This is a genomic window from Candidatus Cloacimonas sp. (genome assembly GCA_039680785.1).
GTDB lineage: Bacteria > Cloacimonadota > Cloacimonadia > Cloacimonadales > Cloacimonadaceae > Cloacimonas.
The window spans coordinates 47329-63008 of record JBDKSF010000043.1; the positions used below are offsets into that span (position 1 = coordinate 47329).

The window sequence follows — 15680 nt, forward strand, 5'->3', positions numbered from 1 at the left end:
AGGAGTCAAGCATGAAAGCTACAACAGCGATTATCGTGGCAATTCTCGCTATTCTGACAATTGTTTTTGCCGTCCTTTGGATAAATTCCAACGGCAAAACAAAAGAACTGATCCAAACCAATGACGAATTAAAAAAACTGTATGAGACCTCCACTTCCACGATTGGAGATATCCAGTCCAGCTTGGAATCGTTGGAAAAAGACCTCTCGGGGCAGCTATTTACCCAAAAAGAAATTCCCGGAACTACTCCGGAAGAACGCAAATCCAAAATAATTTCATCCATTGCTAACATGCGAGACCAAATTGAAGCAGATAAACAAAAAATTGCTGCTTTGGAAAAACAACTTGCCACATCCAAAAGCCAATTGAAAGGCGTTCAGGAAATTGTAAATAAACTGAAAGCAAGCATTGGCGAAAAAGAAAAGATTATGAATGAACTGCAACAGCGTTTAGGTGCCTTAAGCGAAACCTTGGAAACCGAACGCAGAATTAGTGCTGAAGAAATTCAAAAACGCGAAATGACGATAAATGAAAAAGATCAAGAACTGAATCAGCAGAGCATTGAAGCAAATACCATTTATTATGTCTTTGGCACTCGTAAGGACTTGATGGCAAAAGGAATTATGGATAGAAAAGGTGGGCTTTTGGGAATCGGAAAGGTCTCTACGGTAAAATCCAATATTCCCGTTGACCAATTTACCTCTATGAACCTGTTAGAAACACAGCAAATAACTTTCCCTATCACTAAAAAAGGGTATTCAATTCTTACTACGCATCCTGCCACTTCCTATAAAGTAGAAAAAATGGAAGACCAGAATGTGCTTACTATCCTTGATGCCAGCAGTTTCCGCAAGCAGAAATTCGTGGTGATTGAACTAATGTAACGATTGTAAATTTGAACTATACAAAAAAGGTGAGGTTAATGATAAACCTCACCTTTTTGTTTTGCAATTTTGTGTTTAAGCCAAAGTTGGAATTACTCCACCAATCAAGAAACAGGCAGCAAAAGCAATAATGGCATAAAGCTCAGGAAACACACCCAAAATAAGGGTTTTGGCAAATACATCATGTCCCGAACCAATACTTTCAATACCTGTGGCTACAATTCTGGATTGATGATACGCAGAAATAAGTTCCACGGTTCCTCCAATCAAACCTGCCGCTAAAATGGCACAGGCCTGAAGCAGATTAATTTGAGGAGTAATATAAGCTTTCAGGATGAAGAATGAACCGAAACCATAAAGACCCTGGGTTCCTGGCAAAGCGGAAAGGATCATACAGCTGGGAAAAATATCATCCCTTTTTTTCATTGCACCAACTGTTGCACGACCACCGATAACAGTTCCCCAGGCACTTCCGACTCCGGAAAGAGCTACCATCAGGAAAAGTCCGATCCAAGCCAAAAAATATGCTAAATTTTGGCTCGCCATAGTGGTAACAATTGGTTGGACTACTGTGTGTAAGGAATCAGGCATTTTAACCTCCCTTGTTATTCCTTTTTTCCAAAGGGTTTATATTCCAGCCCGGGACCTGCAAAAGCGGCATTTTTATAAAACTCTACGAAAGTGAGTCGTAAAGGATGAACAAAACCGCTAAGGCCTCCCAAGGCAATATTTAAAGTGTGGCCAAAAAGCATAAACAGCACAAAAATAATGGGACCTACAACTGGAATTCCGTGGGCAATTTGACTGCCTATGGAATTCATCACAAAACCCAAAATGGCACTGGATACGCTTAACGCAAAAAGTCGGATGTAAGATAAAATATCTCCAAAGTAACCGGTAATAATTTGGTAAAGCAGCCAAAAACCATTGAGAATGTTTAAGATTATGTTTTTACCCGGGCTATTAAACAGCAAAATCATTGCCAAACCGAGATAAATAGGATATTTAAGATAGGGTTGAACCTTACTGATGTCGGTTCCTAAAAGGGAAGACCCAAGAACTGTTAAACCAAACAGTAACAACCAGGTACCAATAGTAGTAAGCCCGAATTTGAATCCGTTGTTGCGTATTGTTTTTATGGCTGAGATGGCAATTCCGAAAAGAATCTGAATGGCTCCTAAAAGCAAGGCGTAATTAAAGATCTGATTGTTATCTTTAATAAAAATCTTATCCTTTATGGCAGGAATCGTTTTCAGATCATAAGCCAAAGCGCTACCCATCACCCAACCCATTATTATGGAAGCAGTTCCAAAGATGATTAACAGAGTCATAATGTCTTTCATACCTTTGTTTTTCATCTTCCATTTTAAGATGACAGCCAAAATGATAATAGCTATGCCATAGCCAATGTCGGCATTGCAAAATCCGAAAAACAAAGCAAAAAAAGGAGCAAAAAAAGGAGTTAAATCAAACTCATTGTAATAGGGTAACATATACATTTTGCTGATGGGCTCAAAAAGACGAGCAAACCAATTATTTCTTAGCTTTATGGGGGGATTTTCTTCTGCTTTGGCTTCCTCGGAAACATAAATAATGTTGTTTTTATCCAGAAAGTCCTTTAAACCCTGTTCCAAACTAATGGGAATCCAACCACTTAATAGACGAATTGTGTTTTCCGCTTCGAATTTACCCTGCTGGAGAGCATCTTCAAATTCATATTCACGGCTAAGGCGTTTCAATTCTTCATTAAACATTTCTATGGCGGTGGGAGCTATGGAATAGAGATAATCATCAATATCTTTCTGTTGATTTTCCAATTCCACAAGCTTATTCTCAAATTCTTGCAAAGTATGTTGATGGAAGGAAAAAGTGTCCGATTCCAAACAGGGATCTCCATCATCGGTAATAACGACAAAATATAAAATACCGCCTACTTCATTTATGATCGAAAGAGGATATTTTTCCTGCCATTCTGGTTTAAAATGATTTTTCAAGCAGGTGTGAAAACGAATGGTTAATCCTGACTCTTTCAGCTTGCGAACCAAATCGTAATCAAAATGTCCCCAAGGACTTAAATCCCGAATTTGTTTTTTAACCTGATCAATGGTATGTAGCAGTTTTTCTTTTTCTGCGCGTGCTTCATTTATCTTATTTAACAACGCTTTAGTTGGTAAAGGGCTTGCTTGTTTGGGAGCAGTGGATTTAAGCTTGGTCAGAAATTTAACGCATTCACCATATTCTTTCATCAATTCCAGGTTTTTGGTTTGGGATTCGGTTTTTTCATCGCAACTGCGAATAATATGCACCACTCCCAATTTTTGTAATTCTGCCAAGAAGTTCTCGTAATCTTGATGATAGAGAACAAAGGTATATTTACGCATCTTTTCTATCATACATTACTCTCCTGCTCAAAACGGGATTTGAGTATTTTTTGAGATGCCTTGGATAGATTTTCTTCATCTTCCAGATAGCGTTTTATTTTTAGAATGGCGTCTTCGAAGGCAGGAACTTGAACTTTTTCATATAGATTCACTTTTTGCGTGGTCTTTTTACGCACCTGCTCCAAAATGTGCATTTTGCGGATAAAGAAGTCCCTTTCAATTTGCAGTTGGCAGATTTCTTTTAATAAAGCAATCCCTTCCGGATACCAAGCAGGAGCTTTAAAAAGATTATAATCCGCTATTTCAAATTCAATGTTTTCCAATAGAGGGGTTTTTACGCCTGCAATTTTACGGGTTTTTATTTCCACATTCTTAATTTTCACAATATCTGGATCAAATTCGGTAAACAGTTTCATAAAAGCATCCAGTTCCGCAGTGCGTTCTTTCACTTTTTGATCTAAAGTAAGTGCCTGATCGCGTGCTTTTTTAACTTCCAGGCGTAAAGCACTTTCTTTGTTTTTCAAAGTTGGCAAAGCTCTTTGGCGAACGGAGAGCTGTTTTATCAGCTGTAACTGAGCAGTTTTATTGTATTGAAATTTCAGGTTCATCCCTTCTTCCAGTATAAATTCATAAATTCATCTTTGATTCCGATCTCAGCCCGGGTGAAATATTTCTGGAAAAGAGTCCAGGTTCTATCCAGCATTTCATCGGTACTAATGTTAACATCAACAGCCAGAATTTTATCTGCATATTCTTTGGCAAAATCAAGCACGCGGATATCATAATCGGAGAGGTCAAAACCATTTTCCAGCTTTGTTTTGGCATTGGCGGCGTCGGCATAAAGACGCACTGCTGTATTCATAACCTGAGGATGATCCGCTCTCGTTTTTTTGCCGATGACCAATTGTTTCAAACGCGAGAGGGAACGAAAAGGATCAACAATAACTTTACCGATATCTGTATCGCGTTTCAGGAAAAGCTGTCCTTCCGTTATGTAGCCAGTATTATCAGGAATGGCATGGGTAATGTCTCCACCCGAAAGAGTCGTAACCGCAATAATGGTTATGGAACCACCATCCGGAAATTGGACTGCCTTTTCATAGAGTTTTGCCAAATCACTATAAAGCGAACCGGGCATACTATCCTTGGAAGGAATTTGATCCATCCGGTTGGAAACGATACTTAAGGCATCACAGTAAAGAGTCATATCAGTTAAAAGCACCAAGACCTTTTCGTGTTTTTCCAAAGCGAAATATTCCGCAGCCGTAAGTGCCATATTAGGAACCAGCAATCTTTCCACCGTTGGGTCTTCCGTAGTATTCACGAAAGAGACGATTCTATCTATCACGCCAGCATTTTCGAAGGTATTTTTATATAGCAGATAGTCATCATTGGAAAGGCCCATTCCACCTAAAATTATCTTATCACTTTGAGCGCGCAAAGCCACCATAGCCATCACTTCATTATAGGGCTGATCGGGATCGGCAAAGAAAGGTATTTTTTGTCCAGTAACCAAAGTATTGTTCAGATCAATTCCGGCAATTCCTGTAGCAATCAATTCCGAGGGTTGTTTACGACGCACAGGATTAACGGAAGGACCGCCAATTTCAACTTCTTCGCCTTCAATTTCAGGTCCGCCATCGATTGGCTCACCATAAGCATTGAAAAATCTACCACCTAATTCATCACTAACTTTTAGGGTGGGTGCTTTTCCGAAAAAGATAACTTCGGCATCAGTTCCAATGCCTTCCGTTCCGGCAAAAATTTGCAATGTTACATTGTCACCGATAATTTTAACTACTTGAGCCAGGCGGCCTGAAACAGTTGCCAATTCATCATAACCAACACCTGTAGCTTGAACCGAACAAGTTGCTTTGGTTATTTGATTCAGTTTCGTATATATTTTTTGAAATGCTTGAGTTTCCATTACTTAGCTCTCCTTTCATCAACAATTTTACGCAATTCCGTTTCGTAGTTATTAAATTCCAGCGCCTGAAATTCCGTATAGTTCATCTGCTTGCAGATATTGATTAATTGTGTATAGTAAGGCATAACTTCTTCGTAACTTTCAAAGACAAAATCCGCGTTGCAAATACCCAAGATCAGTTCCAACATATATTGCTGTCTTTTCATAGGAGTGGATTGATCTACTTTATCAAAGCCGTCCTGTTGTAAAATAATTCTGTCCACAAGTTCACTTTTCCAATATCTGTCATGGTAGGTAAGAGGAACGCCATCGTCACCTAAAATATTAATTTGTTCCTGTGCCTCTTTTCCGCGCAAAAGAATATCTTTGGTTTTATTTACATCTTTCACCCAATGCGGATTTACATTTTTATTCAAATACTCTATTACTTCCGGATATTCCAGATATTTACTGTAAGAATCAATCGGATCGACTGCAGGATAGCGTTTGCTATCTGCCCGGGCTTGAGAAAGTGCATAAAAACAGCGTGCGGATTTTTTTGTGGATTCCGTAACCGGCTCTTTCAAGTTTCCACCTGCGGGAGAAACAGTTCCAATAAAAGTTATGGAGCCAGTTGCACCGCTTTTTAAGTAAACGAATCCAGCCCGCGCATAAAAACTGGAAATAATGGCTGGAAGGTCCATTGGTAAAGCATCGGGTCCTGGCAATTCTTCCATTCTATTACTCATTTCCCTTAATGCCTGAGCCCAACGAGAAGTGGAATCAGCCAAAAGTAAAACCTTCAGCCCCATATTTCTATAATATTCCGCAATCGTCATAGCTGTATAAACAGATGCTTCACGCGCTGCGACAGGCATATTGGAAGTATTGCAAACAATGATTGTTCTTTCCATCAATTTTCTACCGGTGCGAGGATCATCAAGTTCCGGAAATTCCACAAATAGTTCCACCACTTCATTTGCTCTTTCTCCGCAAGCAGCCATAATAATCATATCCGCATCGGCATTTTTGGAAATGGAATGTTCCAACACTGTTTTTCCTGCTCCAAAAGGACCCGGGATAAAACCTGTTCCACCTTCCACCATAGGATTCAAAGTATCCATTGTGCGCACGCCTGTTTCCAAAAGTTTAAATGGACGCGGTTTTTCCACATAAGCAAGAATGGGGATTTTTACAGGCCACTTTTGAATCATAGTTATATCAATATCGTTGCCCTCTTTATCTGTCAAAACGGCAATGGTATCATTTATTTTATATTCACCTTCAGGGACAACGCTTTTTACCGTGTATTCATCTTTCAGCACAAAAGGAACCATAATTTTATGAGTTACCCAACTTTCGGGAACCGATCCAAGCCAGTCACCAGCGCTTACTATATCTCCGGTTTTGGCAAGAGGAGTAAATTTCCAAATTGAATCTTCATCCAAGGGATCAGTATATTCTCCGCGCGTTAAATATACGCCTTTTCTTTTATTAAGGTCACCCTGCAGACCGTCTAAATTTTTGGAAAGCATACCCGGACCGAGTTTCACTTCCAACATATGGTTAGTAAATTCTACCGTGTCACCTGGTTTTAAACCACGAGTACTTTCAAAAACCTGGGTATTGGCTATGTTTCCAACTACTTTGATAACTTCCGCCATCAATTTTTCTTTGCCAAGATTGATATAGCAGATTTCGTTTTGGGAAACAGGACCTGAAACTTCCACCTGCACCAGGTTGGAAATTATTCCTTTAACTATACCTGTTGTCATATTTACCTTCTATTTTCTTTGCGTGCTTTTAATATTAAAGTCCTCAGGAAAGCTGAAACTGTTGTTCAGATCGCTCAAGATAGAATGAAAAACCTCTTTTCCGAGTTCCGGAGAGGATTTTATCCAGCGGGCCAGAATCCGCAGCTGACAATAATAACCTAAAATGCGGTCTATATTAAAGTAATTGAAGAAGTTATAATCATCAATCCAACGCCAGCGCAATATATCATAGCCCCTTTCTCTGTAGAGGATATTGTTTTGTTCATAAATGCGAATTAAGGCATTATACAGATCATCTTCTTTGCCCAAGCCAAAATCCGCGGTATGGCTTTTACTAAGTTTATCCACAATTTCATCTTCACCTACGAGATATTGAGCATAAGGCAAATTGAATTTATGACCGTTTATAGCGGTTAAAATATTTCTGATATGCGCATCGAAAGCATACCAGTTTTTGATAAAGTCGTTTGTTCCATTAGCAGCCCAACTATAGAACTTATTTAAGAGTTCCAGTTCGGTTTGCGAATAGGGCTGTTTTTCTTCCTGTTTTAAAACCTGGATGATGGTTATTTTGATGAAATCAGGCAGTATTTTAAATTCAAGAGGTGTTTTTAATTCTGGATTTTCTATGGCTCCGCGCAAGAAGACCAAATATTCTTCCCAAAAATCATCCGAATAGAGACCTTCCATATTGCGTTCTTTATTAGTTTTATACACCATTCGCAAGAGGTTATCCAAATCCATTGGCAGATGCAGAATTTCCAATAAGTGATAATCTTTTTCACTCACTTGTGCGTGTGCCTCAGCTAAAAATTCTTCTGGTAACCAGGGTAATTTTGTATCTTCTATATTTAAGTTGGGCAAACCACAAACAAAAGAATAGTAGTCCTGTTTCATAATTTCCTATTTGCCAAAAAGTATTTCCTTAGTGCGAGGGCGTAAGTAATTCTTAAAGAGATTGGCAAAATCCTCTCCATCAAACATAATTTGATAGGTCTTATCTTCGGGAGCGATAACAAATCCTTGTTTCATCGTTGGGGAGAAATTAATCTGTAATTTGCCATCTAATATGTCTTTAAGTGATTTCAGATAAAAATCATCCAAAAGGGGTTTCATCTTTTCACTGATAGTTATAATTCCAGAAGCATTGTTTTCCTTCCAAGCAGTAATTGCCTCAAGGATAATCTTTTTAACAAATTCAGCATCGTTGAAGGTCTCGGATACTTTAGCATTTAATGCTTCGGAAAGAACCAAATCGGTTATTTTTTGTTTGAGGGCGCTTAAAGTGTGATTATACGCCATATTTAAATCGGAATCAGTATTCTTTTTGAGGTCGTTGGTTTTCTTTTCCGCATCCTGTATAATTTTTTCCGCTTCCATTTTTGCCTGGGCAATTGTCTTTTCTGCTTGCTCATTGGCAGCGGAAATTATTTTTTCTGCTTCGGCATTTGCTTTGGAAACACCTTCATCATAAACGCGTTTGAGTAAATCTTGTAACTGGTCGCTCATAATTCATCTCCAGTAAAATCACTTTTGTCTCCAACTAAACTATTGCTTTATTTTGTCAATTAAAAATTGTGAACAGGAAATTAAAGGGGTTTTTAGCCACCGAAGACACCGAAAAAAACGAGAGCACCGAAAATATATATACGCATAATACATAAATTTGTGATACAGTTATTTTTACCACTGAAAACACTGAGAACACTGAAAACACTGAGGACACTGAGAAAACCGAGTGCACCGAAAATATATATGACTCCAATAAGTAAGTTTGTTATACAGTTATTTTTACCACTGAAAACACTGAGAACACTGAAAACACTGAGGAAACTGAGAAAACCGAGTGCACCGAAAATATTTATGGTTCCAATAAGTAAGTTTGTTATACAAGATTTTTTTAGCCACCGAAGACACCGAAAAAACCGAGTGCACCGAAAAGGACAATTTTTATTCTACTATCTAATTTCACTACCTAACTGGCTTTTTTACATATCTTTTCATTCTTGCACAGTATCTTCATTATAATATTATTATAATCTCATCTATTACAACAAATTGCAACGATATTTTCACCCTGTGTTTCACCTTTCCACCTTTTCACTTTTCCACTTTTTCACCTTTCCACTTTTTCACTTTTTCACTTTTTTTGCGGAGGAACAGCGTCCTCCGACTACACCTTTCCACCTTTTCACTTTTCCACCCTTCCACCCTTCCACCCTTCCACCATTCCACCTTTCCACCTTTCCACTTTTACACTACCTAACTGACTTTTTTACATATCTTTTCATTCTTGCACAATATCTTCATTATAATATTATTATAAATCCATCTATTACAATAAATTGCAACGATATTTTCATCCTGTGTTTCACCTTTTCACTTTTCCACTTTTTCACCTTTCCACTTTTCCACTTTTCCACCTCTCCACCTCTCGACTTCAAGACCTCTCGACCTCAAGACCCCTCGACCTCAAGACCTCTCGACTTCAAGACCCCTCGACTTCAAGACCTCTCGACCCCTCGACCCCTCAACCCCTCCACCCCAAGCCCCCTCCCCACTTACAGTAACATCACAGTAACAATTCTCTTACACTACTGTAATGGCATTAACTATGTGTTAGGGAAGTGTTAGAGAAATATTACGGAACCAACTATGTGACAATGTGATACGCCATTATGCAAAAATGGATGGTGGAGCAGACCTGAAAATGCAATCCAGTAAATGCAGAGTGAAAATTAGTTTAGCATAATCTGCGGGAAAAGTTCTTGCTTGACAGAAACCTATATCCTAAAATTTAGTTCAGAAAATAAATCGGGATGTAGCGCAGACCGGTTAGCGCGCTCGGTTCGGGACCGAGAAGTCGGAGGTTCAAATCCTCTCATCCCGACCAGTTTTTGTTATAAATCACATAATTAATGTCAGTATGAAAAGGTGTAAAAAGTGTCCGAAAGCAAGCAGTCATTCACATATTATCTAAAGCTTCTCTATCCATTTGTAAAAAAGGATATGGGGCTGCTATTATTTGGACTTTTTGCCATGCTGATAACTTCCGGCTTACGGTTGCTTAATCCCCTTATTTTGGCAAGAATCATAGACCGCAGCATACCCGATAAAAATATGGCACAGATGTTTCGTTATGGCTTATATTTCATTGTCGTAATAATTCTATCGGGCATATTATCCTATTTACAGGTCTTATTGCTCTCGCGTTTAGGTATAAAAATCATTACCAAATTCAAGGGTAATGTCTTCAAACATCTATTGAAGTTGCCCGTTGCCTGGTTTAATAAACAACCGGTGGGCGAACTTATTGCCCGGGTGGAAAGTGACAGTGAAAGAGTTAAAGTTCTCTTTTCAGACCTGTCTATCACTATTATTGGCAATGTGTTGTTTTTCATTGGCGGTTTTGTAGTGCTTTTCTTTCTGCAATGGCAAATTACCATTTATATTTTACCAGCCATAATACTTTGTGCAGTTGGTTATTGGTTTCTGTTTAAATACTTGAATAAATTTTTCCGTTTAATCCGAGAACGCTATGCTGTAATTAGTGCTAAAATAACTGATTATGTTCAGGGAATCCAAATGCTGCAAGCATTAAATCAGGAAAAAAAGGCATTAAAAGATGTGGAAAAGGCATCTCTGGAAAAGAAAAAGATTGAAGTTCACACCCAGCTGATTGAATACAGTTCTCAAAGCGTTTTCAGTTTTATTGTAAATGTAATTTTCATCATTATCGTTATTTTGGTGTCTGCACCAAAAATTATCGCCGGAACTTTAACTGTAGGAATTCTAATTGTTTTTATTCAATACATCTATCAACTTGTCTGGCCTCTTATGCAAATCTCAGAAAATGTAATGCAAATTCAGCGTTCTTTTGCTTCTTTAAAAAGGATTTTGGAACTTACGGAGCTGCCAACCGAAGATGATAATTATAGTGGAACTTTAATGCCTGTTTTTGAACAGGAAATACGGTTCGAAAATGTGTGGTTTGCCTATAAAGAGGATGAATGGATATTGAAAGATGTTTCGTTCACTATTCCCAAAGGTAAAAAAATTGCCCTGGTAGGTCCTTCCGGAAGTGGAAAAACCACTACCGTGAGTTTATTGTGCGGATTTTATCCGGTAGGAAAAGGTAGAATTTTAATTGATGGCGTTCCTTTAAGTGATATGGATTTTCGGGAATGGAGAAGAAAAATCGGGCTTATTTTGCAGGATGTATATTTATTCCCGGGTAGTATTTTGGAAAATGTGCGGGTTTACAATGACCAAATTGAAGAAGAAAAAGTGCAAAAGGCAATTTCCATTGTGCAAATGGACGAATTCATCCAAAAATTACCGGAAGGAATAAATACAGAACTGGCAGAACGCGGACAAAACATTTCCCAGGGTGAAAAACAGCTGATTAGCTTTGCCCGTGCTTTGGCTTTTGAAGCGGAAATAATTATTATGGATGAAGCCACCGCTTCCATTGATCCTCAAACTGAAGCCAAAATTCAACATTCAATGCAAAATTTGCTTGCTGGAAAAACAGCTCTCGTTGTTGCTCACAGATTAACTTCTGTCTTGGACGCAGATGAAATTTTATACTTTAGCGATGGCAAAATTGCCGCCAGAGGTAAACACGCAGAATTACTGAAGACCTCCCCCGAATACCAAAAATTGGTGGAACTGCAAATGCTCAAGGTGCAGGATGAATAAACACATTAAATGGATTTTGGAACAATATAAAGCGCAAAAATGGTTTGTGCTAATTATGATAGTCCTTACCCTTTTAACCTCCATTGTTTCCATTGCCTTTCCTTATGTGTTTAAAGAAATGCTGGATCTGCTGAAAGATATATTGCACTTTCCCGAAAAATATCCTGAGCCGATGCAAGAGATATATAAAATAATCAAGCTCTTATTTGCCATTGGTTTGGCTCAATTGATCACAGGCCTATATCCTGGAATCCGGGGATGGGTGAATATGCGCTTTGAACATTCTCTGCGCATTATGTATTTTAAGCATATACTGAACAAGGACTATAACTTCTTTCAGAAATTTAGAACTGGAGATATCGTAACTCGCTTAACGGATGACCTTTCCGATTATCCAAGAGTAAGCTGGTTTTTGTGTTCAGGCATTTTCCGCGCGTTTAATTCTTTCAGTATGATTGTGTTTGCGCTGATTGTGATGTTTTCTATTAATACTAAGCTTACTTTACTTTCCATAGCTCCTTTGCCTTTAATGATGCTGGTTTTTTATTTTACCGCAGATAAGGTATATACAAATTACAATCGCAATCAACAAGCCATTTCTGCCATCAATAATCAGCTGGAAATGAGTTTTTCCGGAATTCGGATCGTGAAGAGCTTTGTCAGTGAAGAAAAATATAACCGCTTTTTTGATATTGCCCTTGCCAAAAGATTTAAAACGGAAATGAGTATGGTTAAGCTCAATGCCATTCTTTCTCTTATTTGGCAATACATTGACTATTTTGCCCAGATTGGCGTTATTCTTTTTGGCGGTTACCTTGCCGTGAAGGGAGAAATCACGGTGGGAACTTTTTTCTTGTTCTATACTTATCTTTCAATGATGATATATCCGCTGATTGATTTGCCTCAACTTTTCCTTTCCGGTAAACAGGCATTCGTAAATATAGACCGCTTGGAAGAAATGAAAAGTTATCCTACTTTTAACGAGGAATTGAAAGGACAACATCAAGTTAACGAATTCAGTTTGTTATCCTTTGAGAATGTTTCTTTTCGTTATCCTGATAAGCAAAATCCGGTGCTGCAAAATGTTAGTTTTGAACTTGGCAAAGGCGAAAGAATGTTAATTTTAGGCGCTACCGGAAGTGGTAAAACCACTATTGCCAATCTGTTATTAGGCCTCTTAAAATGTGACAGCGGCACCATAAAAATAAACGGGAAATCACTGAACGAAATTAATATCAAGTCCCTGCGTAATATAGTTGCTTATGTTCCTCAAGAGCCCTTGCTTTTTGGTGGATCCATTAAAGATAATATTCTTTTTGCCGTGGAAAAAGCAACGGAAGGTGATTATCAAATTGCCGTAAAGACCTCTCAGCTGGAAGATGAAATTGCTTCTTTTCCTGAAAGAGACAATACATTTGTTGGCAATAAAGGTCTTAGCGTTTCCGGAGGGCAAAAACAGCGGCTAACTATTGCCCGGGCTTTGGTAAAAAAACCACAGCTGCTTATTTTGGATGATATAACCGCTTCCCTCGATGCTGAAAACGAAGAAAAATTGTGGCAAGCGATTGAAGAAAACTATCCTAATATAGCTGCCATCGTTATTTCTCATCGACTTTCCACTTTGCGTTATGTGGATACCGTTCTTTTTATAGATTCTGAGGGCTTTGCTCACAAAGGCACTCACGATTATCTGGTGTTCAATAATAAAGAATATCACGATTTCTTGCGTGAACATTTGAAAAAGGCGTAAGAAAAATAGCATTGACATCTCGGCACAATCTAAAAATGTTGATAAAGAGATTCTGAAGGGAGTAAAAAATGCGACGCGGTTTTTTGCTGATTTTGCTATGCACTTTATTTGCACTAAGTTATGCTGATGAGCTGGATGACAAAATGCGTCAATTGCGAGATATGCAAAGTCAACTGGAAAAAACTCAGCAGAAAGTGCAACAAACCCAAAGCAAAAAAAAACAAACCGAAAGTGAAATAAAACGCACTTCTTCCTTGAAACAAATAACTGAAGCGAATTTGAATAAATTACGAATAAATGAAAGGATTGTGCAGGACTCACTTAAATCGGTTTTGCAAAGAATTGAATCCACGGATATGCGCATCGGCGATTTGCAGAGAGAACAAAATGCGGAATTGGACTTGCTTATAAGAGTGGACAGATCCTACAAAAGTTTACAAATAAACCACCGCGATCAGCGTCTGCTAAAGGATTTTGTGCAAAACACAAAGCAAAAAATCGATATCCTGTCCGGCTATAAAATTACCCTTGCCCAAATTCAAGATTTGCATCGCAGAGAAGCTACCAAACTCTCTCACGGAGTAAAAGAAGAAAGCTATAAGAAAACAAGCTATGAAAAAAAGATTAAAAATCTTTCCACTCAAAGCCAAAAACTTACCAAAGAACAAACGGCACTGCAAGCCCAAATTGAAAAATTGAAGAAAGACAGCGCTCAACTGGAAGGACTAATTGCCCAATTGATGAAACAACAGGGTAAAGAACCCTCCAGCTATCAATTTACCGGTAAAAAAATCTCCTGGCCCCTCAGAGGCAAAATAATCAGAAATTATGGAGAAGAAACCAGAAGTTACGGGACCAGCGTTGTTAGCAATGGAATTGAAATTGCCGCCAAAGAAGGGACAAAAGTTGTTGCCGCAGATGATGGAGAAGTTATTTTTGCCGATCGTTACGGTGGGCAGGGAAAATTGATCATAATAGATCATAAAAATGGCTTTTTCACGCTCTATGCTTATAATAGTGAATTATTGGTAAGCCGAGGGGCAAAAGTGAAAAAGGGACAAACAATTGCCAAAAGTGGAATGACCGGTTCTGCAAGTGAACCATCCTTGCATTTTGAACTGCGCAAAGATGGGAAAGCCATAAATCCTATGCCATATTTGGAGTAAGGAGGTATTATGCAAATTTTGAAAAACCCCGGTTTACGCAAACTGGAAAAATTTTTGGAAACAAATCCTTTGCAAAATTCAACCATTTTACATTGGACTGGTTCAATGTGGGGAATTGGCTGTCGGCTATCTTCAATGGAAGCGATAAATAAAATTGAAGCATTAAAACAACGCTCTGGAAAACAGGGTTTTATCGCTTTGCTTCCGGATATCAGCTTTTTGGAGCAAGACCAAATTCCTGTTGCGCTGAAACCACTGATGCATCAATACTGGCCTGGAAATTTAACCTTGGTGTTTAACTATGCTGTTTCAGAATTTGAAAGGATAGCATTTAAAGGTAAAGTTGCTTTCAGGGTTCCTTCCGATCCTGCTTTGCGTGCTTTCATTTCTTTATTGGATGAACCGTTAATTAGCAGCAGCGTAAATGTTTCGGGCTTGATGCCGGAAGAAAATTACGATAGAATTATGCGTAACTATAAGTCCTGGTTCGATTTTGCCTTGTTGCCTTCCGGCAGGGAGATAAAAAGTTCTTCAGAGCCATCTACCATTGTGGAATTTATCAGTTCTGCCGAAAGTGGAACCAATGAGGAAATTAAGTGTCTGCGGGAGGGCTCAATTCCTTTTTATGAAATAAAGCAAGCATTTAAATTGCCGTTAGTTATGTTTGTTTGCACGGCTAATATTTGTCGCTCGCCTATGGCTGAATATCTGTTTCGGAAAATGAGCAGGGAAAATAATTTGGCTGTAGCGACCGATTCCTGTGGATTGCTTTCAGGTGGGCAGATGATTTCGTTAAATGCTTTACAGCTACTTTTGGAAAAAGGTGTTATTGATGCTCAAGAGCATATTTCCCAACAAGTTACGCCTCAATTGATATCTTCCAGCTGGTTAATTTTGACGATGGAAGAAAAGCAAAGAGACATCCTGCGCAATACTTATCCTAATTGCCAGCAGAGAATTATGACCTTAAATGAGATAGTGGGTGAGAAAGGTGATATTGATGATCCTTTTGGCAGTAATTTGGATTGCTATAAAAAGACCTGCGAAATTATTGAAGATCGCCTGCAACGCTTAATCGGCTTACTAAAAAATAATAAATTGGATATAAAAAGTTAAA

General features: G+C 38.5%; 12 protein-coding genes and 1 tRNA gene. 6 read left to right on the top strand and 7 right to left on the bottom strand.

Going from position 1 to position 15680, the window contains the following annotated elements; translation table 11 throughout:
- Positions 1-11: 11 nt before the first annotated feature.
- Positions 12-884 (top strand): hypothetical protein, encoded by an 873-nt coding sequence (locus ABFC98_02845; GenBank protein MEN6444966.1) that lies wholly within the window; start codon positions 12-14, stop codon positions 882-884.
- A 75-nt stretch (positions 885-959) separates the two neighbouring features.
- Here ABFC98_02845 and ABFC98_02850 read toward each other — a convergent pair whose 3' ends face one another.
- From ABFC98_02850 to ABFC98_02880, 7 genes are read right to left on the bottom strand one after another with little or no spacing between them, the layout of a single operon-like run.
- Entirely contained in the window at positions 960-1430 is a 471-nt protein-coding gene (locus ABFC98_02850; GenBank protein ID MEN6444967.1) for a V-type ATP synthase subunit K, read from the bottom strand.
- A 59-nt stretch (positions 1431-1489) separates the two neighbouring features.
- On the bottom strand, positions 1490-3277 hold the full coding sequence (locus ABFC98_02855) for a V-type ATPase 116kDa subunit family protein (GenBank protein ID MEN6444968.1): 1788 nt from the start codon (positions 3275-3277) through the stop codon (positions 1490-1492).
- Entirely contained in the window at positions 3274-3873 is a 600-nt protein-coding gene (locus ABFC98_02860; GenBank protein MEN6444969.1) for a V-type ATP synthase subunit D, read from the bottom strand. Before ABFC98_02860 ends, ABFC98_02855 begins: the two co-directional genes overlap by 4 nt.
- On the bottom strand, positions 3870-5192 hold the full coding sequence (locus ABFC98_02865) for a V-type ATP synthase subunit B (GenBank protein MEN6444970.1): 1323 nt from the start codon (positions 5190-5192) through the stop codon (positions 3870-3872). Before ABFC98_02865 ends, ABFC98_02860 begins: the two co-directional genes overlap by 4 nt.
- Positions 5192-6946: a V-type ATP synthase subunit A gene (locus ABFC98_02870; GenBank protein MEN6444971.1), complete on the bottom strand. Its 1755-nt coding sequence runs from the start codon at positions 6944-6946 to the stop codon at positions 5192-5194. Before ABFC98_02870 ends, ABFC98_02865 begins: the two co-directional genes overlap by 1 nt.
- Before the next feature lie 9 nt (positions 6947-6955).
- Positions 6956-7843 carry a DUF2764 family protein gene (locus ABFC98_02875; GenBank protein ID MEN6444972.1) on the bottom strand — a complete coding sequence of 296 codons (888 nt, stop codon included), beginning with the start codon at positions 7841-7843 and terminating at the stop codon, positions 6956-6958.
- Between the two features lie 6 nt (positions 7844-7849).
- Positions 7850-8455 carry a hypothetical protein gene (locus tag ABFC98_02880; GenBank protein MEN6444973.1) on the bottom strand — a complete coding sequence of 202 codons (606 nt, stop codon included), beginning with the start codon at positions 8453-8455 and terminating at the stop codon, positions 7850-7852.
- A 1306-nt stretch (positions 8456-9761) separates the two neighbouring features.
- Between ABFC98_02880 and ABFC98_02885 the strand changes: the two genes are divergently transcribed.
- The 5 genes from ABFC98_02885 to ABFC98_02905 all read left to right on the top strand — a co-directional run bounded on the left by ABFC98_02885 (position 9762) and on the right by ABFC98_02905 (position 15679).
- A tRNA-Pro gene (locus ABFC98_02885) sits at positions 9762-9839 on the top strand.
- Positions 9840-9955: 116 nt separating this feature from the next.
- Positions 9956-11647, top strand: a complete 1692-nt coding sequence (locus ABFC98_02890; GenBank protein ID MEN6444974.1) for an ABC transporter ATP-binding protein — start codon at positions 9956-9958, stop codon at positions 11645-11647.
- Positions 11640-13397 (top strand): ABC transporter ATP-binding protein, encoded by a 1758-nt coding sequence (locus tag ABFC98_02895; GenBank protein ID MEN6444975.1) that lies wholly within the window; start codon positions 11640-11642, stop codon positions 13395-13397. The genes ABFC98_02890 and ABFC98_02895 overlap by 8 nt, the downstream gene beginning before the upstream one ends.
- Before the next feature lie 68 nt (positions 13398-13465).
- Positions 13466-14563 carry a peptidoglycan DD-metalloendopeptidase family protein gene (locus ABFC98_02900; GenBank protein ID MEN6444976.1) on the top strand — a complete coding sequence of 366 codons (1098 nt, stop codon included), beginning with the start codon at positions 13466-13468 and terminating at the stop codon, positions 14561-14563.
- 9 nt (positions 14564-14572) lie between these two features.
- Positions 14573-15679, top strand: a complete 1107-nt coding sequence (locus ABFC98_02905; protein MEN6444977.1) for a Sua5/YciO/YrdC/YwlC family protein — start codon at positions 14573-14575, stop codon at positions 15677-15679.
- Position 15680: the final 1 nt, after the last annotated feature.

What these genes read in the sequence shown, in the direction of transcription:
- ABFC98_02845 (MEN6444966.1), top strand. Translation starts at nt 12, where the DNA reads ATGAAAGCTACAACAGCGATTATCGTGGCAATTCTCGCTATTCTGACA.
- ABFC98_02850 (MEN6444967.1), bottom strand. Translation starts at nt 1,430, where the DNA reads ATGGCGAGCCAAAATTTAGCATATTTTTTGGCTTGGATCGGACTTTTC.
- ABFC98_02855 (MEN6444968.1), bottom strand. Translation starts at nt 3,277, where the DNA reads ATGATAGAAAAGATGCGTAAATATACCTTTGTTCTCTATCATCAAGAT.
- ABFC98_02860 (MEN6444969.1), bottom strand. Translation starts at nt 3,873, where the DNA reads ATGAACCTGAAATTTCAATACAATAAAACTGCTCAGTTACAGCTGATA.
- ABFC98_02865 (MEN6444970.1), bottom strand. Translation starts at nt 5,192, where the DNA reads ATGGAAACTCAAGCATTTCAAAAAATATATACGAAACTGAATCAAATA.
- ABFC98_02870 (MEN6444971.1), bottom strand. Translation starts at nt 6,946, where the DNA reads ATGACAACAGGTATAGTTAAAGGAATAATTTCCAACCTGGTGCAGGTG.
- ABFC98_02875 (MEN6444972.1), bottom strand. Translation starts at nt 7,843, where the DNA reads ATGAAACAGGACTACTATTCTTTTGTTTGTGGTTTGCCCAACTTAAAT.
- ABFC98_02880 (MEN6444973.1), bottom strand. Translation starts at nt 8,455, where the DNA reads ATGAGCGACCAGTTACAAGATTTACTCAAACGCGTTTATGATGAAGGT.
- ABFC98_02890 (MEN6444974.1), top strand. Translation starts at nt 9,956, where the DNA reads ATGGGGCTGCTATTATTTGGACTTTTTGCCATGCTGATAACTTCCGGC.
- ABFC98_02895 (MEN6444975.1), top strand. Translation starts at nt 11,640, where the DNA reads ATGAATAAACACATTAAATGGATTTTGGAACAATATAAAGCGCAAAAA.
- ABFC98_02900 (MEN6444976.1), top strand. Translation starts at nt 13,466, where the DNA reads ATGCGACGCGGTTTTTTGCTGATTTTGCTATGCACTTTATTTGCACTA.
- ABFC98_02905 (MEN6444977.1), top strand. Translation starts at nt 14,573, where the DNA reads ATGCAAATTTTGAAAAACCCCGGTTTACGCAAACTGGAAAAATTTTTG.